21 protein-coding genes are annotated in these 16,573 nt (G+C 62.2%); 9 read left to right on the top strand and 12 right to left on the bottom strand.

The window, feature by feature from the left end:
• On the top strand, positions 1–1,041 hold a 1,041-nt coding region (locus AB5750_RS07570; RefSeq protein ID WP_368154971.1), incomplete at its 5' end, for a sensor histidine kinase.
• A gap of 80 nt (positions 1,042–1,121) precedes the next feature.
• On the opposite strand, the gene AB5750_RS07575 is transcribed toward AB5750_RS07570, so the two are convergent.
• Positions 1,122–1,244 carry a hypothetical protein gene (locus tag AB5750_RS07575; RefSeq protein WP_368145911.1) on the bottom strand — a complete coding sequence of 41 codons (123 nt, stop codon included), beginning with the start codon at positions 1,242–1,244 and terminating at the stop codon, positions 1,122–1,124.
• Between the two features lie 324 nt (positions 1,245–1,568).
• Between AB5750_RS07575 and AB5750_RS07580 the strand changes: the two genes are divergently transcribed.
• From AB5750_RS07580 to AB5750_RS07600, 5 genes are all read left to right on the top strand, one after another.
• Complete coding sequence (locus AB5750_RS07580; protein ID WP_368145909.1) at positions 1,569–1,808, top strand: hypothetical protein; 240 nt, start codon at positions 1,569–1,571, stop codon at positions 1,806–1,808.
• A 19-nt stretch (positions 1,809–1,827) separates the two neighbouring features.
• The gene (locus tag AB5750_RS07585; protein ID WP_368145908.1) at positions 1,828–2,457 is read left to right on the top strand and encodes a class I SAM-dependent methyltransferase; all 630 of its coding nucleotides are present in this window, start codon (positions 1,828–1,830) and stop codon (positions 2,455–2,457) included.
• Positions 2,444–2,776 (top strand): SAM-dependent methyltransferase, encoded by a 333-nt coding sequence (locus AB5750_RS07590; protein WP_368145907.1) that lies wholly within the window; start codon positions 2,444–2,446, stop codon positions 2,774–2,776. The genes AB5750_RS07585 and AB5750_RS07590 overlap by 14 nt, the downstream gene beginning before the upstream one ends.
• Positions 2,777–2,875: 99 nt before the next feature.
• Positions 2,876–3,706 (top strand): class I SAM-dependent methyltransferase, encoded by an 831-nt coding sequence (locus tag AB5750_RS07595; protein ID WP_368145906.1) that lies wholly within the window; start codon positions 2,876–2,878, stop codon positions 3,704–3,706.
• A gap of 302 nt (positions 3,707–4,008) precedes the next feature.
• A complete protein-coding gene (locus AB5750_RS07600; RefSeq protein ID WP_195246216.1) occupies positions 4,009–4,245 on the top strand; it encodes a DegV family protein in 237 nt (78 codons plus the stop codon).
• Positions 4,246–4,360: 115 nt separating this feature from the next.
• On the opposite strand, the gene AB5750_RS07605 is transcribed toward AB5750_RS07600, so the two are convergent.
• From AB5750_RS07605 to AB5750_RS07640, 8 genes are all read right to left on the bottom strand, one after another.
• Entirely contained in the window at positions 4,361–5,245 is an 885-nt protein-coding gene (locus tag AB5750_RS07605) for an ROK family protein (protein WP_368145905.1), read from the bottom strand.
• 79 nt (positions 5,246–5,324) lie between these two features.
• Entirely contained in the window at positions 5,325–6,449 is a 1,125-nt protein-coding gene (locus AB5750_RS07610) for a glycoside hydrolase family 172 protein (RefSeq protein ID WP_172676343.1), read from the bottom strand.
• A 12-nt stretch (positions 6,450–6,461) separates the two neighbouring features.
• Positions 6,462–6,860, bottom strand: coding sequence for a PTS sugar transporter subunit IIA (locus AB5750_RS07615; RefSeq protein WP_055287011.1), 399 nt, complete (start codon positions 6,858–6,860; stop codon positions 6,462–6,464).
• Between the two features lie 26 nt (positions 6,861–6,886).
• Positions 6,887–7,720 carry a PTS system mannose/fructose/sorbose family transporter subunit IID gene (locus tag AB5750_RS07620; protein ID WP_117680463.1) on the bottom strand — a complete coding sequence of 278 codons (834 nt, stop codon included), beginning with the start codon at positions 7,718–7,720 and terminating at the stop codon, positions 6,887–6,889.
• 2 nt (positions 7,721–7,722) lie between these two features.
• Entirely contained in the window at positions 7,723–8,508 is a 786-nt protein-coding gene (locus tag AB5750_RS07625; protein WP_055287014.1) for a PTS mannose/fructose/sorbose/N-acetylgalactosamine transporter subunit IIC, read from the bottom strand.
• Between the two features lie 9 nt (positions 8,509–8,517).
• On the bottom strand, positions 8,518–8,991 hold the full coding sequence (locus AB5750_RS07630) for a PTS sugar transporter subunit IIB (RefSeq protein WP_368145904.1): 474 nt from the start codon (positions 8,989–8,991) through the stop codon (positions 8,518–8,520).
• Positions 8,992–9,114: 123 nt separating this feature from the next.
• Complete coding sequence (locus tag AB5750_RS07635; protein WP_368154973.1) at positions 9,115–11,196, bottom strand: PTS sugar transporter subunit IIA domain-containing protein; 2,082 nt, start codon at positions 11,194–11,196, stop codon at positions 9,115–9,117.
• On the bottom strand, positions 11,097–11,855 hold the full coding sequence (locus AB5750_RS07640) for a hypothetical protein (protein WP_368145903.1): 759 nt from the start codon (positions 11,853–11,855) through the stop codon (positions 11,097–11,099). Before AB5750_RS07640 ends, AB5750_RS07635 begins: the two co-directional genes overlap by 100 nt.
• 59 nt (positions 11,856–11,914) lie before the next feature.
• Between AB5750_RS07640 and AB5750_RS07645 the strand changes: the two genes are divergently transcribed.
• Complete coding sequence (locus AB5750_RS07645; RefSeq protein ID WP_368145902.1) at positions 11,915–12,340, top strand: hypothetical protein; 426 nt, start codon at positions 11,915–11,917, stop codon at positions 12,338–12,340.
• Between the two features lie 251 nt (positions 12,341–12,591).
• Here AB5750_RS07645 and guaA read toward each other — a convergent pair whose 3' ends face one another.
• Positions 12,592–14,190 carry a glutamine-hydrolyzing GMP synthase gene (guaA, locus tag AB5750_RS07650; RefSeq protein WP_117770017.1) on the bottom strand — a complete coding sequence of 533 codons (1,599 nt, stop codon included), beginning with the start codon at positions 14,188–14,190 and terminating at the stop codon, positions 12,592–12,594.
• Positions 14,191–14,457: 267 nt separating this feature from the next.
• Between guaA and AB5750_RS07655 the strand changes: the two genes are divergently transcribed.
• Positions 14,458–15,471 (top strand): asparaginase, encoded by a 1,014-nt coding sequence (locus AB5750_RS07655; RefSeq protein ID WP_195443548.1) that lies wholly within the window; start codon positions 14,458–14,460, stop codon positions 15,469–15,471.
• A 22-nt stretch (positions 15,472–15,493) separates the two neighbouring features.
• Here the strand turns inward: AB5750_RS07655 and AB5750_RS07660 are convergent, their stop codons facing one another.
• Complete coding sequence (locus AB5750_RS07660) at positions 15,494–15,712, bottom strand: helix-turn-helix domain-containing protein (RefSeq protein WP_035136926.1); 219 nt, start codon at positions 15,710–15,712, stop codon at positions 15,494–15,496.
• Between the two features lie 76 nt (positions 15,713–15,788).
• Between AB5750_RS07660 and AB5750_RS07665 the strand changes: the two genes are divergently transcribed.
• The gene (locus AB5750_RS07665; protein WP_368145901.1) at positions 15,789–16,178 is read left to right on the top strand and encodes a hypothetical protein; all 390 of its coding nucleotides are present in this window, start codon (positions 15,789–15,791) and stop codon (positions 16,176–16,178) included.
• Positions 16,179–16,187: 9 nt separating this feature from the next.
• Here AB5750_RS07665 and AB5750_RS07670 read toward each other — a convergent pair whose 3' ends face one another.
• Entirely contained in the window at positions 16,188–16,571 is a 384-nt protein-coding gene (locus tag AB5750_RS07670; protein ID WP_368145900.1) for a DUF1648 domain-containing protein, read from the bottom strand.
• Positions 16,572–16,573 lie beyond the last annotated feature (2 nt).

The raw sequence follows: 16,573 nt of genomic DNA on the forward strand, positions 1-16,573 counted from the left end.
TACGCCGCGTTCCCGCTCAAGGACGGCGGGGCATGCGCGCTCGTCAGCGAGTACCTGCCGCAGTGGGTCTCGCGCGATCTCGCCGGCCTGCTTCCCAACCCGCAGAACCTCATGCTCGTCGGCGCCGCGGCGGGAAGCGCGCTCGCGCTTGCGCTCGTGGCGCGCCGCGCGAGCCGCGTGATCTCGCGCAAGATGGCGCCGCTCGCGGAGGCGGCGGGGCGCGTCGGCGCGGGGGAGCTCGACTTCGCGGTCGGCAGCACCAACGTGCGCGAGGTGAACGACGTCCTCGCCGCGATGGACGCCATGCGGGCCTCCCTCGCCGAGTCGCTCGAGGCCCGCTGGGCCGCGGAGCGGGGGCAGCGCGAGCAGGTGGCGTCGCTCGCCCACGATCTCAAGACGCCGCTCACCGTGCTGCGCGCCAACGCCGACTTCGTGGCGGAGGAGCTGGAAGACGAGAAAGACGCCGACCTCGCGGCCGCCGCGCGCGACATAGCCGGCAGTGTCGAAAGGCTCGACGGCTACGTGCGCCTGCTCATCGAGGCCTCGCGCGGGTCCGGCGGGGCGGAGAGGGCCCCCATGCGGCCGGCCGAGCTCTGCGAGCAGGTCCTCGCCGAGGCCGCCCAGATCGCCCGGGCGCGAGGCGTGACGCTCGACGCGGCCACGGGCCCCGCTGTCGTGGGCGCGCCCGAGGCCCCGCTCGACCGAACCGCCCTGGCGCGAGCCGCCGCGAACCTCGTGGTCAACGCCGCCGAGCACGCGCGCTCGCGCGTGGCGGTCTCCTGCGACGTCGCGGGCGGACACCTCGTCATCGAGGTGGCCGACGACGGGCCGGGCTTCTCTCCCGCCGCCCTCGAACGCGGCTGTGAGCGCCTCTTCACAGACGACTCCTCCCGCTCCTCGCGCGACGGAGGCCGCCACTATGGGCTCGGCCTCCACGCCGCCGCCGAGGCCGCGAGCGCCCACGGGGGCTCCGTCTCGCTCGCCAACAGCCCCTCGGGTGGCGCGGTGGCCACCATCGCGGTCCCCCTGTGCGGGGCCTGACGACTCAGGCCCCGCACAGGGGCGTGCCTCGCAACCAAACGCTTCCCGGATAATAATGCCCGTTGCGGGGATCGCCCTGGCTAGTCGCCGCCCATGTGCATGAGCATGTCGGCGATGCGAGTCGCCATCTCGTCCGCCGCTTCACGGATGTTGGCGACCCAGGACGCATGGCCGGCCTGATCGGATGCCTCCGCCTCAAGCACGTCGCAAATGACTGCGGCGACCGCCCCGGGAGCCGCCCGCGGCCGGGCACGCGAGGGAGCCTCGAGACGAAAGGAGCTCGAGGACGACCATGACCAAGAGCATTAGCAGGAGCCAGGTGAGGCTCATCGCATCGACCAACGCGATATTCGGCGCCGACGAGGCGTGCGCGATGCTGCGCATCAGCCGCGACGCCATGTACCGGCTCGCCCCCCTGCACTTACCGTCAGAGCATGCTATAAGGTTATTGGTGGCCCATTGAGCTACTTCCAAGTGCCGGGGGAGTCCCCCGGCTATTTTTTTATCCATTCCATTAGGAATCCCCATTGGCCAAGGAGCTCAACATCTTCGTCGACGAGAGCGGCGACCGCGGCGGCAAAGCTCGCTACTATCTGCTCACACTCGTCTTTCACGACCAGGCAGACAGCATCGCCGAGGCGGTCACGGGCTATGAGACCAAGCTCGCCAGGGCTGACCTCCCCAACATTCCGTTTCACTCCGAGCCTCTCATGAACGGACACAAGGACTTACTGCATGATTCGTGTGTTATAGTTAGATGTCTCTAACTATTTGGGGGCGATAGCAATGCACGAACGCAAGGGCTTCTGGGACAAGAATGCCGGTCGGTACGACCGTTTCATGCGAAAGGACCGGGCGGCGTATGAGAAGATGTATGAGCTGATCAGGCCGGTGGTGAAAGCAAAAACCGTACTGGAGGTTGCCACCGGCACGGGGCTTATCGCAAAGAGCATCGTAAATGCGGCGGCGCACATCGAGGCTACGGACGCTTCTGCAAAGATGATCCTTGAAGCAAAGCGGGACAATCAATCCGCAAAGCTGCACTTTTCCGTACAAGATATGTTCCGCCTGCCCTATGCACAGAAGTTCTTTGATGTGGTGATCGCGTCCAACGCGCTTCACATAGTGCCGCATCCGGAAAAGGCCCTGCAAGAAATCAGGCGGGTGCTGAAGGACGACGGCGTGCTCATCGCGCCAACCTTCACCCACGCGGGGAGCTCGGTTTCCGGCAAGGCAAAAGCTTTTTTCATGAGTATGGTGGGATTCCCCCTCCACAGCAGGTGGACAAGCGAGGAATACCTACGTTTCCTGCGTCAAAACGGCTGGGCAGTGCAGAAAAGCGTGGTGCTGAAGGCCTCATTCCCGTTGACCTATGCGGAATGCACGAAATCGGAGGGGCCAGATGTCGTTCTTTGAAAACACCCGCAAGCCCGTGGGCCTCGGCGGAAAACTTATGGTTGCCATGATGAATCTGGGCCACAGCCCTGTGGCGCGGTGGGGACTTCGATTTCTACGACTTGCACCAAATGCCAAGGTGCTGGATTGCGGCTGCGGCGGCGGGGCGAACATAAAACGGCTGCTGAAAAAATGCCCGCATGGCGTCGTTAAGGGCATCGACTATTCGCCCGTCAGCGTGGAGAGGACTAGAAAGCTCAACCGAGCTGCAATTCAGGAGGGGCGTTGCGCCGTTCTGCAAGGCAGTGTGGCGGATATGGCGTTTGAGAACGCCATGTGAGCATTTTTCATCCATCCTGCACATGGCGATAGGCATGACGGTCATAGTGGCTTTGCTGGCGGCAATTATGACAGTTTTTATTCACTGAGGAAGGAACCTATGAAATGTAAAATTGAGAAAAACACCGTGCAGGAGACGCTGATCCTCCCGCTGTATTCCCGAAAGCTGTGTACGGAGCTATACCCGAACCTTTACAGGGATGAAACAGCGGTTCGTCTGCTCGATCAGATCGACTACGACTTTTCAGAGGCAGAGAAAAACTCCCGCAGCCTGATGCAGCGCTTTGGTGCGCTGGAGGTGGCCATGCGGCAGAGTGATCTTGCTTTCGAGGTGTGGGATTACCTGAAAGGCCACCCCAATGCGGCGGTGGTCAATCTGGGCTGCGGGCTGGACAACACCGGCAGAGCCTGCGACAACGGTAGATGCAAGATCTACAATCTGGACTTCCCGGATGTGATTGCCTTGCGGCAGCAGCTACTGCCCGCCGGGGATCGGGAGCATAATATCCCCTGCGACCTGAAAGACACCGCATGGTTTGGCAAAATCGATGCCTCCGGCGGGGCGGTGTTCTTTGCCTCCGGGGTGTTCTATTACTTTCTGACCCAGCAGGTCCGGGAACTGGTGCGGGGGATGGCGGACGCTTTCCCCGGCAGTGTGCTGGTCTTTGATGCTGCCAATCGGACGGCGGTAAAGATGATCGCAAAAACATGGCTTAAGACTGCAAAAATCAAGGATGTGGGGGCATATTTTGCGGTTTCGGATGCCGCCAAGGAAATCGGCACGTGGGACAGCCGTCTGCAGGTCACAAGTCGCGGCTATATGCTGGGCTACAACGATTTGAAAGACCCTTCTGTCAGCGGCTTTTTCCGGTTTCTCGCAAGGGTCGGTGACAACGGGATGAAAATGCAAATCGTGAAAATAAGATTTTGAGAGGCAAACATAAAGCGCATTCACTTTGACGTTGAAGAAGACGGCTTTTACGGCGCATATTGGGCGTGCAAGGGCACGCGAGGGAGGTCGGAAACGGCCTCCCTCGTTTTTATTCATGGACTTTAGTCCGTGCCGCACGGCACGCGCGGCATAGAAAGCCACCCGCTCAGCGGGTGGAGGCCAATTTCCGCTACGCGACAAAAACCTTCCCCCTAGCATGAGGATTGTTCAGGTCATCATGCTAGGGGGAATGTGATTGCTGTGGCCCAGAAAGCCAACAGCCTCGCGCACACGAAATGGCTATGCAAGTACCGCATCGCACCGAGGTCAAGCTCGTCGCCGCCATCGCCGAGAAGCACCCCAGGGTGCGCTTTGCCGTGAGCTACACCTCGGCCTACGCCGACCTTTACGACCGCATGGAGCAGGCCCTGCGCGAGCGCGTGGCCAACGCGGTGGAGATCGTCCGCTCCGACATCAGCCCCGCGCTTCTTGTCCACACCGGTCCAAACCTCGTGGGTGTGGCGGTCCAGGGACTCTAGCGGAGGAGGGGCGTTCTGCCCAAAAACAAATGCAAAAGACGAGCGCTTCTTGCCGCCCAATTGGCAAGAAGCGCTCGTCTTTTCTTAACGCGTTGTATGGCGGAGAGAGCGCAAGTTACGCGAGCGCCCTTCTTGCCAGCTCGGCCGCGCCGAGGATTCCTTGGTCGCCGCCGCAGCCCGGGGCGCAGATGTAGCTCTCCATGTCCTTAAGCTCGGCGGTCTGGATGTAGCCACCCAGATATTCGAGGGTCTTCTTGCGGACGATGCCGTAGAGCTGCTCCTGGTGCATCACGCCACCGCCGAGGACGATGCGGCGAGGCGAGTACATGAGCACGAGGTTCGCACACATCTGCCCCAGATAATCCCCCTCGAGCATCCACACCTCATCGTTGTCCGCGAGCTCGGCCGCGGGCTTTCCCCAGCGCGCGGCGATGGCGGGGCCGGAGGCGAGGCCCTCGAGGCAGCTCGCGTGGCTCGGGCAGACGCAGCGTCCTTCCTCGGTGGGACGGGTCCTTACCAGCATGTGACCGGCCTCGGGGTGCAGCATGCCGTGAAGGAGCCTGCCCGCGCACATGACGCCCGCGCCCACGCCGGTGCCGATGGTCACGTAGACGGCGTCCTTGAGCCCCTTGCAGCAGCCGAAGACCACTTCGCCGAGGCAGGCAACGTTCACGTCCGTATCGTAGGCCACCGGAATCCCGAGGGCGTCGGCGAACGCGGCGCGAAGACCATAGCCTCGCCACGCGAGCTTGGGCGTTTGGAGGATGGAGCCGTAGCGCTCGTCGGCGGGGTCGACGCAGGTCGGGCCGAAGGCGCCGATGCCCAACGCGTTCACATCACGGGCGGTGAACCACTCGACCATTTGTGGGACGGTCTCGGCGGGCATAAGCGTCGGGGTCTCCATACGGTCGAGGACCTCGCCGTCGCCGGACACCACGGCACAGACCATCTTGGTCCCGCCGGCCTCGAGGGCGCCGAGCCTCATTTGCTTTTCGCTCATGTGATCCTCCTTACAAAGGGACGCCCGCAGTCATGGTCAACCGCGGGCGCCCATAACGTTGGCTTGTTTCGAGGCGACCCTACCTGGGCACGCGGTCCTGCCTTGCGGCAAACGGGGCGAGCACGGCGTGCGGCTCGCTTTGGTACCAGTAGGCGACGGTGGAGATGTCGTCCTCGCGCTCGTAGAGCTTGATGTCGTCGTTGCCGAGGTCCTGGAACGTCACGCGCAGGTCCTCCTTGAACGAGATCGGGTCGGGAAGGTGCCACCTGTAGAGGCCATGCCTGGGCAGCGCGTCGTCGTTGGTCGCGAGCATCGGGTTCGGGTTCGGCTTGCCCGCGCTGAAGCGGTCGCGCGTGGCGTCGCGCGTCGAGCGGTACGGGTAGCCGGCGAACAGCGTGTTGAAGCACTGCGCCTCGGGCAGCGCGTGGGGCGGCCTGTCGAGGAAGGCCCAGGCACCGCCGAAGTAGTCCTCGGCTCCCGTCGAGGTGACCGTGGGGAACTCCTCGTCGCCGTCGAGGAAGAACTTCATCTCGCCCTCGCCCCACCAATAGCGCTCCAGGGCGCACAGGGCCATGTAGGTGCCGACGTAGTAGCCCTTACCGCGCACGCCGTCGAGCACGGTGTAGTCGACGCCCCTGCGGGTGCTGCGCTCGCGGTTAAAACGGGCGTGGAAGTACATGGCGTCGTCCGGCACGTCGGTGAGCGCGTAGTTGAACGTGTAGAAGATGTACTTAATGAACCCGGGGTGCTCGCTCGTAAGCGTGACCTTGGCGTGCTTCCTGAAAGGCATCTCGAAGTAGCAGTTCATGCCGCCCGTCGGGTTCACGCAGATGGGCATCGAGTTGACGATGGCGCGCTCACCGAAGCCGTTGCAGAAGAAGTCGCCGACAGGGCACTCGACCGAGGGGGTCTCCTCGTCGTCCCAGTAGAAGCGCAGCACGAGGTCGCGCATGACGAAGCTGCCGGCGGCGGTCTTGTCGGGGACGGTCATCCAGATGTGGCGGATGATGCCGGGGCCCTCGATGTCCGCGAGCGTGATGGTCTCGCCGGACTCAAGGGGCACGCAGCACGAGCCCTTGCGGCCGACGCCGAGGTGGCTGGCCGACATGGCGGCACGGCCCTTCTCGCCCGTGATGTTCTCGGGGGTGATGGCGCGGCTTTCCTCACCGCCGTGCATCCACACGTCCTTAAGGAACTCTCTCATCGTCGACCTCCTCTATTCGTCGTCTTCGCACTCGGCGGAACTGGCACCGTTCACGTAGACGATCTGCTGGCGCGCCTCGTCGACGAGGGCGTCGAAGTCGAGTTTCTCGTCGGGGCGCGCGAGCGCGACCGTCATGGCGAGCGGGAGGTTGACACCCGCGATCACGTGGATCCGGTCGGAGGCGAAGCGGGAGAAGCGCTGGTTCACGCTGCCGCCGAGCGCGTCGGTGAGGACGACGACCTCGTCAGTGCCCGAAAGAGCCGCCTCGACCGCCGCGTCGAGCCCCTCGCCGTTGTCGTTCACGTAGGCGCACACGGCGTTGACGGCGTCGCTCTTACCCGTAAGGAACTCGAGGGTGTCCTTGAAGCCCTGGGCGAGAAGGGAATGGCTCGCCACAACTATCTTTCTCATTGATTCACCAATCTCTTGGGTCGAAGCTAGGCGAGGATGCCAGCGGCGGAGGCGACCATCGCGAGGACGATCACCACGAGGATGAGGGCCGTCATGCTCGCGTTCTTCTTGGTAAGAAGGTAATACGCGCTTCCCGTGATGGCGGCGGGGATCATGGCAGGCAGGATCTTGTCGAGCAGCGGCTGAATCTCCATCGAGACGTCGCCGAAGCTGAAGCTAATCGGGCAGGTGACGCCGATGACCGAGGCGATGAGGCAGCCGACCACGGTGAGGCCGAGCACGGAGGCGGCGGCAGTGAGGTTGGGAAGCTTCTCGCTGAAGTCGGTGACGAGCTTCACGCCCTGCTTGTAGCCGAACTCGAGGGCGTGCATGCGGACCCAGAAGATGGCCAAGATGAGCGCGAACCAGATGCCGGCTCCCACGGGGTTGCCCTCGATGGCCATGTAGGCGGCGATGGAGCCCATGATGGTCGGGATCATGGTCATGAGCAGGGAGTCGCCGACGCCGGCGAGCGGTCCCATGGTGCCGATCTTCAGGTCTTGGACGGCGTCCGCCGCCGCTAGGCCGTCGCGTTCCTCCATGGCCACGCAGGCGCCAAGGATGATGGCGGCGAGCCAAGGCTGGGTATTGTAGTAGCGGAAGTGGTTGTTGAGCGCTTGCTTATAGTCCTCGTCGTTCGTGTAGATCTTCCTCAGGACCGGCGAGAGGGCGTAGGCGACTGAGGCGCCCTGCTGGGTCTGGTAGTTGAAGGTGCACACGCTCATGAGCCAGCGCCAGTTCGCGTTGCGCAGATCCTTCTTGGTGACCTTGTAGCCGGAGGGCTTGCCCTCGGCGACGGCGGTGATGTTCTCGTTTTCCATGGTTACTCATCCTCTCCGATGAAGGCGTCTGCGGAAGCGTGGGCGGCGAGCTCGGTGTCCCTCTCGGCACGCTGGTAGAACGCGATCGCGAGGGCAACGCCGACGATGGCGGCGCCGATGATGGGCACGTTCAGGAAGGCCGAGAGGAAGAAGCCGACGAGCAGGTACTGGAAGTACTTGCCGGTGGGCATGTAGCGGAGCAGCATGGCGATACCGATGGCCGGGAGCATCTTGCCGGCGAGGGTGAGGCCGGAGAGGAACCACTGAGGCATGACCTCGAGGAGCCAGTTGACGGCGGGCTGGCCGAGCGTCACGGAGACAAAGACGGGCAGGGCGGCGCACAGGCCGAAGAGCGCGGGGCAGACCCACAGGATGGCGTTCATCTGATTGAACTTACCCTCGTTGCAGAACTTCTGGGACTTCTCGACGACGAAGCCGTTGAGGATCTTGACGATGACGTCGAGCTGGATGCCGAGCATGCCGACCGGCAGGCCGATGGCGAGGCCCGTGTCCGCGCCCAGGGTCACGCCGTAGGCGGTGGCGATGATGGCCATCGTGCCGTAGTCGGGAATCGACGAGCCGCCGAAGCCCGCGACGCCGAGCTGCATGAGCTGGATGGTGCCGCCGATGACGAGGCCGGTCTGCCAGTCGCCCATGACGACGCCGGTGATAAGGCCCCAGAAGACGGCATAGTTGACGAAGATCATCGGGATGCCGTAGTAGTCCACGTGCTTGATGAAGGCCAGCAGGGTCAAAAGGACGACCTGCAGGATAGTGAAGTTGACCATGATCCCTCCTTAGATGAGGTCGGCGACGGAGACGGGCTTGTCGGCGGGCACGAACTGTGCCGTCACCTTGACGCCGCGGGCGATGAGCGCCTTGTAGCTCTGGACGTTCTCGGCGGAGGCATAGGCGCGCTGGGTGAGCTGGACGCCGCCCTCCTTGACGAGCGAGCCGCCGACGATCAGCGACGGGAGCTCGATGCCCGACTCGACCAGGTGAAGGATCGTCTCGGGCTCCTCTGCGATGACAAAGACCTTCTCGCGGTCGTACTTGCCCGCCGCGAAGTTCTTGAGCGCGGTCTGCTCGGAGATGATCGAGACGGCCATGCCCGCGGGGCGCGCCATCCTCATAGTGGACTTCAGGACCTCGTCGCCGGCGACCTTGTCGTCGATGACCATGACTCGGGTCGCGCCCGACACCGGGGCCCACTGCGTCACGATGATGCCGTGAAGCAGGCGATTGTCGATTCGTGCCATAACAACACTCATGTTTGCTCCTATCAAATGAAGTTTTACGTTCGGTACTGCCTCGGCGCTATCCGGATTCGCGCCGGGCAAGGGGTTATCGGATTATTGAGGACGCGCGGTCAGCTTGCGGCGGCGCGGGGAAGGTCACTCGTCGAGCAGGAGGTCCGAGGAGCCGAGGCGCTCTTCTCGCGCCGGGGCGGCGCTCACGCTTATGTAGTCGAAGACATATGCGATCTCGCTTACGGGAACCTCTACGCGATAGCGCGTCGAGATACTCGAGAAGCTCTGCCTGAAGGACTCGATGAAATCGGCACGCTCCTCCTCGAAGCGGTCCTGGCCAACGTAGGTCTCAATGGGGTTTCTGGTAACAAGGCGCTCGACGAGACAGCAGAGGTGGACGTAGAGCCCAATGATGGCGTTGCTGCCGATCTTCTCGCCTGTCCTGCGCTGAAGCTCGTGCACGGCGCTCTCGATCTCGTGGAATAGCCGCTCCGGGTCGAGGATGGTGATGGAGCGGATGACGTTCTGCAGCGTCATGTTCGAGAGCAGCTTCTCGTGGAAAGAAGAGAGCTCGGAAGCGTCAAGCCACCTGCCGAACACGGCATCGACCTTAGAGGCGGACGCCGTCGACATGATGTCCTCGAGGGCGACGAAGGGGATGGAGGCGACCCCGGGGTCTCCCGTGCCGATGACGGCGCAGACGCGGTGCTCGGAGAAAACGGCGTCGTTCGACCCGTTCGCGACGAGCTGCTTGAAGGGCCTCGTGAGCAGGCGCGCGCCTATGGTGCGCGGGAGGCTCTGCGAGACGAGCTGGCGTATCCTCTCCGCGGCGTCGACCCCGGACTCGGAGCAGAAGACGATGGCGTCCTCACGGTTGACGCGCTCGATCACCTTGCAGTGCGTCACGCACGCGGCGGTCGCATCGCCAAGAACCTCGGCGATGGACTTGCCGCCGAGCAGCCCGACCCCGATCTCGAGCGCAAGACCGGTAGAGACGTTGTTCACCACGCCGATAGTGGAGTCGGTAACGTTCTCGAGGGCCTTATAGGCCTCCTCCAAGGAGCCCATGTCGACGAGGAACACGACCCCGGTGCAGTAGGAATGGCGGTCGACGAGGTGCTGGAGCGGACCGACGATGTCCTTCAGCTGCTGGTCGTAGGGCATGTCGACAGCCTCGTACACATGCATGCCGAGCATACGGTTCGCCGCGTCGGCGATGCTCGTCGCCGTTGAGTAGCCGTGGGACAAGATGACGCAGAGCGTCCGAAGGGCCTTCGCATCGCGAGACTCCGATGCGACGCACAGCGTCAGAAGCGTCTTCGTGAAGTGATCGAGCGAGATTCCCAGCGCCCCTTCCACGTCTGCGGCGACCTGATCGGAGACACTCGAGGCAAACGGCAATTCGGAGGTCACGGCACCGAGGAGATGGGAGATTTGCTCCGCACAGGCAGACTTTCGCTTAGCCAGGCCGATACCCGGCCACAACTGCAGGCAAATCTCCTGGGCCAGTAGAAAAGCGACCTTCCTCGAAAGCTCGATGCCATAAGAAGAGCCTGCGTCGGCAAGGACCGCGCCCACGACGCGCTCGAAGGCGCGCGACCTCGAGGAGGCGACGCCGTGGTCGAAGATCAAGTGATCCTCAACGCCGCGCACAGCGGAGACAGCTTGCGAGACGAGCTCGGAGACAGAGAGCTCCCCGGCGCAGAATCGCTCATCGAGGGAGCACAGGGCATCGAGCGCCTGCTCGACCGGCCCTGTGCCCTCGGCGGCATCCAGGGACGCGTCGATCAGAACGCCATCGTCGGGCTGTTGATCGATCTGCGCGGAGGAGAGGAGCCCGCTGGGAAGAAGATACGGGCGAACGACGACGTAGTCGCCCTCGCGATTGAGGAACGCTTTGGCGCAGCAGTTCGTCACGCAGGCGCGCAAGCCGGCGATGTTATCGGAAAAGTCCGCGTTCACGAGGCAACGGTATGCGCCGCGGCTGATCTTCACATCAGAACCGATTCGGCACCCCTCGCTGCGCAGGAAGCTCAAGATGAGATCCTCGCGCTCCTCGGGGGTCCGCTCCTTGAGTGAGGGGACGCGGGCACAGATGGGCATTTTGCTGTAGGCCGAGGAAACCTTCAGGTCATCGGCGGAAAGCGTCGTCGAAAGAACGAGGCGAGCGCGCGGCGCATCCTGGGAGGCATCGAGCCCGAGGGCCGTCGCAAGGCAGTGCTCCATCGCAGAGGGAGAGAGTGCCTCGATGCCGTTGACAAAAACCACACCCCGCGCGATTTCGCGATCGACTCGTCAAGAAGCCCGTTGAACGAGGCGGCATCCGGGACCCCGGCGCAGTCGATGCGCACATAGGAGGAGTCGCGGGACAGCAAGCCCTGGTTCTTGCCGTACTCGTACACAAGGCGAGAAAGGAAAGACTTACCGACACCCACGCCGCCGCTCAAGAGGATGGGCAGGCCAAACGGAGGGTACTGAACCGCAGCCTTGCACTGCTCGACAACGGAGCTGAGGCTCAGGTCAAAGCCCACGGCACGCGCGAAGTCGCGATGATCGGCGATTCCCGTCGCCTGGATGAGGTCGGCGAGCGAGGCGTACTCGCTTGCAGAGAGCTTTACCTGAAAACGCTTCTGGAACGCGCGGCGATGAAAAAAACGGACAGGCCTGCCCGCCACCTTAACCACAAGGCCGGCGCGAACAAGGTCGTTGAGGTACTGGCTCGCCAGGCTCCTGGAGATGATGAGCGTCTCGGCGATGTCGGAGGTGGACAGACGGGCAAGGTCGTCGAGCGAGACGGCAGAGGTGAGGGCCTCGAGATGCTCGAGAATCCTGTCCCTCATGTCGACGGGTTTCTTTGCCAAGCTGTCCTGTGCGGTCTTGTCCATGACTTCTTACCTCCTCGTACAAGGAGTATAAGGGGAGAACAGAGAACGGAAGGGGGCGCGTGGGGGAATCAACAGCTCCGAGGAAAAGTCCACCACTTGAGGGGCAGAAAACAACGGTCATTGAACATTCAGGGCCGACGCTCAACACTTCGGCTCGACACTTCGCTTTGGAAAGGGCCCTGCACGATGGTGCAGCCCTCCATCTCGCAGCACAGGTCGCTGAAGGTCGAGAGGATGCGCTCCTTCTGTTCCGCGGGCGAGACGACTCGGTGGGCAAGGTCCTCTCAAAAGGGGTCGTCCGACGCCGCAAGACCTCGATGACCGACTACCGCCTCGAGCAAGTGGCGGATTACCTCTACACTATCGAACTTGCCTTGGTCAAGTACGAGGCCAAGGAGAACGGTGAGACGTACAACAAGCTCTTCGGAGGTATAGGCTCTTTCAAGAGGAACTGGCTCAAGCAAGCCCGCAACAAGCGGATATAGCTGGTCTCGCGGTTTCGCAAGGAACGGTCAGTTCTCCTCTGGCGAGGAATCCCGGGCGACGTGCTTCGAGCAGCGGAAGCTGAAGCAGAAGCAGCGCGGGCATTGATCGGTGCCGACATGGGCCCAGACGTGAACAGTGCTACGTCCCCTGTTCACGGGGCGCGAAACCGCAAAGGTTGCACAGAGGTTGCAAAATAAGAAGCCCCCGACCTGTTTTCGCAGGTCAGAGGCTTGAAATCAACGAATATCGTTTACTCCCACTCGATGGTCGCGGGCGGCTTGGACGTGATGTCGTAGCAGACGCGGTTGGCGCCGGGGACCTCGGCAACGATGCGGCCGGAGATGCGGGCAAGCACGTCGTAGGGCAGCTTGGCCCAGTCGGCGGTCATGGCATCGCTGGACTCAACGGCACGCAGGATGATCGGGCGCTGGTAGGTGCGCTCGTCGCCCATAACACCGACGGACTTAATGTCGGGCAGGACCGCAAAGTACTGCCAGCAGCTGTGCTCGGAGTTGCGCTCGCCGGTCTGCTCAAACAGACGCTGGTTGTAGGCGTCGAGCTCCTCGCGCACGATGGCGTCGGCGTTCTTGAGGATTTCGAGTTTCTCCTTGTCGACCGCACCAATGATGCGGATGGCAAGACCCGGGCCCGGGAAAGGCTGGCGGAACACGATGTGGCCCGGCAGGCCCAGCGCCAGACCAAGTGCGCGGACCTCGTCCTTAAAGAAGTGGTCGAGCGGCTCAATAAGGTCGAAGTGCACGCCCTCGGGGAACGGGATCAGGTTGTGATGGCTCTTGATGGTGGCCGTCTTGCCGCCCGTCTTGCGAGCGCCGGACTCGATGATGTCGGGGTAGATGGTGCCCTGAGCCAGATACTTGACCGGCTTGCCATCGGTCTCGAGCTGCTGCGCCACGGCGAAGAACTCTTTCCAGAACTGCGTACCGATGATGCGGCGCTTCTCCTCGGGCTCGGTCACGCCGGCCAGAAGCTCGGCATAACGGTCCTCGGCGTGGACGTGGATAAAGTCGACGTCAAACTGCTTGGTGAAGACCTCCTCCACCTGCTCGGGCTCGCCCTTACGAAGCAGACCGTGGTTGATGAACACGCAGGTCATCTGCTTACCTACGGCACGAGCACCCAGCGCAGCCACGACGGAGGAGTCGACGCCGCCGGACAGGGCCAGAATCACGCGGTCGTTGCCGACCTTCTCGCGGAACTCGGCCGTCATGGTCTCGACCAGGTTGTCCATGCTCCAGTTGGGCTCCAGGCCGCAGATCTCAAACAGGAAGTTGCTCAGCAGCTGCTGACCATACTCGGAGTGCTTGACCTCGGGGTGGAACTGCGTGGTGAAGATCTTGCGCTCGGGGCACTCCATGGCAGCAACCGGGCACACGTCGGTGCTGGCGGTAACGGTAAAGCCCTCGGGCACCTCGGAAACGGCGTCGCGATGGCTCATCCACACGGTCTGCTCCATGGGCGTGGAGTTAAAGAGCTTGGCGCCGGCCGTGCGCGTGATGGTGGCGCGGCCGTACTCGCCCACCTCGGAGTGGCCGACCTTGCCGCCGAGCGTCACGGCCGTGATCTGATGGCCGTAGCAAAAGCCCAGGACGGGAAGGCCCAGGTCAAAGATGGCGGGGTCGATAGACGGAGCGTCCTCGGCATACACAGAGGCCGGGCCGCCGGAAAGGATGAGCGCAGAGGCGTTCATCTCGCGAATCTCGTCGGCCGAGATGTCGCAGGGGACGATCTCGGAATACACGTTGAGGTCGCGGACGCGACGGGCAATGAGCTGACCGTACTGCGCACCAAAGTCGAGTACGAGGACCTTTGCGGAAGCCTTTTGATCCATGGTTCCCCCTCTTGTTGGCGGGGAGCCGGTGCCCACCCGCGTGAATGAACGAAAATAACCTCCATAGTGTACACGTTATATGGGGTTTCTCGCCCCTCGCGGCCATCAGCGCACGGCAAACGCACGACCTGGGCCCCTATTTGACGGCAATTGAAGTGTTTTCAAACGTTACAGATGATGTAATACGTTTGAACATTGGACGCCCTGTGCCACAATACTGCCGAACGACTCCGCCTCTGCGGCGGCAAATACGATAGGAATACCAGCATGAAGCGCATCCTTCTCATCGCCACGGGCGGCACCATCGCATCGACCGAGGACGGCAACGGCCTCTCCCCCGCCCTGACCGGTGAGGAGCTCGCCCAGAGCGTCCCCGAGATCTCGGGGCTCTGCGAGCTCGACGTCGTGCAGCCCATGAACATCGACAGCACCAACATGCGCCCGAGCGACTGGATGCGTATCCGCGACGTCATCGTCGAGGGTTATGCCGACCACGACGGCTTCGTGATTCTGCACGGCACTGACACCATGAGCTACACCGCGGCAGCGCTTTCCTACCTGATTCAGGACAGCCCCAAGCCCATCGTGCTCACCGGCTCGCAAAAGCCCATGGGCAACCCCTTTACCGACGCCAAGCTCAACCTGTACCAGAGCCTGCTCTATGCGCTCGACGAACACTCGCACGACGTCTCAATCGTGTTTGGCGGCGTCGCCATTGCCGGCACGCGCGCCCGCAAACAGCGCACCATGAGCTTTAACGCGTTCATTAGCGTCAACTATCCGCCCATCGCCTATATCCGCAACGACCGCATCGTGCGCAACGGGCTTCACGGCACGCATCAGGGCGAAAACCCGGTGCGTTTCTACGACAGCATCGACCCGCGCGTATTTGTACTCAAGCTTACGCCCGGCGTAAACCCGGGCATCCTCGACGCCCTTGCCGATAGCTACGACGCCGTGATTTTGGAGACCTTTGGCATTGGCGGTATCCCCGAGTTTGGTGAGTCGGGCGAGTCGTTCCAAGAAGCAATTTTCCGCTGGGTCGATTCGGGCCGCACCGTCGTTATGACCACGCAGGTCCCCGAAGAGGGCCTCGATCTGGGCGTTTATGAGGTCGGCCGTGCTTACGCCGATCATCCGGGCATTCTGCGCGGCGACGACATGACCACCGAGACGCTCGTGGCCAAGACCATGTGGGCACTCGGCCAGTCACGTGATGCGTCAGAAATTCAGCGCCTGTTCTACAGCCAAGTCAACCACGACCGTATCCCGATGGCGTAATTCAGCTGTCGGCGGGTATCCCCTATTCGATACCCTCAAGAAGCTCTGACACCGTCATACCGAGTGCGGGTGCGATCTTAAATAGAACCTTGAGCGTGAAATTTGCCGTTCCATCTTCGATTCGGTCGAGGTAGGGTCGGCTGATTCCTGTTGCCACACAAAAATCAACCTTGGAGATACCAAGGTCCCTGCGTGTCTCTTCGACCCGCCTGCCAAGAATCTGTTTCGCACGTTCGTCCATGCAGCCGAGTTTGAAATGGAGCCGAACATAAACGTAAACTATAGTTTACGTTTTGCCGAATACACAGGAGTTTTCTATGTCGGGTTCTTCGGTCCGCATGTACCGAGCCACGCTTCGCACAAACAGCGCGCCGCCCAAGCTCGTCATCGTTGAAGCTGCATGCCTTTCGCCCGATGAGCGCACGGCATTTGCATTGCTATCAAGTCGCGTCGCCGCTGTTCTGGTCCCTTGCCCGGCGCAAGGCGAACTTGCCATCCACTGCCAGACGCACAGTTGCTCGCTCAATCAGGCTGCCGTAATTGCAACCAGCCAACGCGGCCTGCCCCTTCTCTTGGAAGCCGGTATCGCGCTCGCCCTTCGCGGTGCCGGATACGAAAACGAGGCCGCCGCCGACATGGTCTTTAAACCACGATCGAGCGGCGGCCTCGCAGCAGCCATCGAATTTGCTTGTAGGCTCGTTGCCTAAAAGGACAAGCTAGAAACCAAAGCCAAAGCCCGTTCCGGTAATCGCCGAGTACATAAAGTAAACGTTGATCACGTTGAGGAACACACCCGTGATGCAACCGTTGCGCAGGTAGCGTTCGCACACGATGCGCGCCATGGCGGCGGAGTCATCATTGTTTTTAGCTTGACGTCCCGCCGTAAAGTACGTCGCCACGCTCAGCAGCAGGTTGAGCACCGGAAGCGCCAACAGCTCGTAACTCTTGCCCCAGCGCATCACCTCACCGGCGGCATTAAACTTCGTTGCCACCTCGGGGCCAATGTTGGGGATAACACACGCTGCGACCACCAGCGGAAGCACCGCAAGCACCAGCAGCGCGATGCCCATGTAGCCGGCTTTTTTGCCGTATTTAAACATAT

Source organism: Collinsella aerofaciens (assembly GCF_040926185.1).
Lineage (GTDB): Bacteria > Actinomycetota > Coriobacteriia > Coriobacteriales > Coriobacteriaceae > Collinsella > Collinsella aerofaciens_BC.

Coding starts and splice junctions, on each gene's coding strand:
- AB5750_RS07585 (WP_368145908.1), top strand. CDS start 1,828: ATGCACGAACGCAAGGGCTTCTGGGACAAGAATGCCGGTCGGTACGAC.
- AB5750_RS07590 (WP_368145907.1), top strand. CDS start 2,444: ATGTCGTTCTTTGAAAACACCCGCAAGCCCGTGGGCCTCGGCGGAAAA.
- AB5750_RS07595 (WP_368145906.1), top strand. CDS start 2,876: ATGAAATGTAAAATTGAGAAAAACACCGTGCAGGAGACGCTGATCCTC.
- AB5750_RS07600 (WP_195246216.1), top strand. CDS start 4,009: ATGCAAGTACCGCATCGCACCGAGGTCAAGCTCGTCGCCGCCATCGCC.
- AB5750_RS07605 (WP_368145905.1), bottom strand. CDS start 5,245: ATGAGCGAAAAGCAAATGAGGCTCGGCGCCCTCGAGGCCGGCGGGACC.
- AB5750_RS07610 (WP_172676343.1), bottom strand. CDS start 6,449: ATGAGAGAGTTCCTTAAGGACGTGTGGATGCACGGCGGTGAGGAAAGC.
- AB5750_RS07615 (WP_055287011.1), bottom strand. CDS start 6,860: ATGAGAAAGATAGTTGTGGCGAGCCATTCCCTTCTCGCCCAGGGCTTC.
- AB5750_RS07620 (WP_117680463.1), bottom strand. CDS start 7,720: ATGGAAAACGAGAACATCACCGCCGTCGCCGAGGGCAAGCCCTCCGGC.
- AB5750_RS07625 (WP_055287014.1), bottom strand. CDS start 8,508: ATGGTCAACTTCACTATCCTGCAGGTCGTCCTTTTGACCCTGCTGGCC.
- AB5750_RS07630 (WP_368145904.1), bottom strand. CDS start 8,991: ATGAGTGTTGTTATGGCACGAATCGACAATCGCCTGCTTCACGGCATC.
- AB5750_RS07635 (WP_368154973.1), bottom strand. CDS start 11,196: ATGGAGCACTGCCTTGCGACGGCCCTCGGGCTCGATGCCTCCCAGGAT.
- AB5750_RS07640 (WP_368145903.1), bottom strand. CDS start 11,855: ATGGACAAGACCGCACAGGACAGCTTGGCAAAGAAACCCGTCGACATG.
- guaA (WP_117770017.1), bottom strand. CDS start 14,190: ATGGATCAAAAGGCTTCCGCAAAGGTCCTCGTACTCGACTTTGGTGCG.
- AB5750_RS07655 (WP_195443548.1), top strand. CDS start 14,458: ATGAAGCGCATCCTTCTCATCGCCACGGGCGGCACCATCGCATCGACC.
- AB5750_RS07660 (WP_035136926.1), bottom strand. CDS start 15,712: ATGGACGAACGTGCGAAACAGATTCTTGGCAGGCGGGTCGAAGAGACA.
- AB5750_RS07665 (WP_368145901.1), top strand. CDS start 15,789: ATGTCGGGTTCTTCGGTCCGCATGTACCGAGCCACGCTTCGCACAAAC.
- AB5750_RS07670 (WP_368145900.1), bottom strand. CDS start 16,571: ATGTTTAAATACGGCAAAAAAGCCGGCTACATGGGCATCGCGCTGCTG.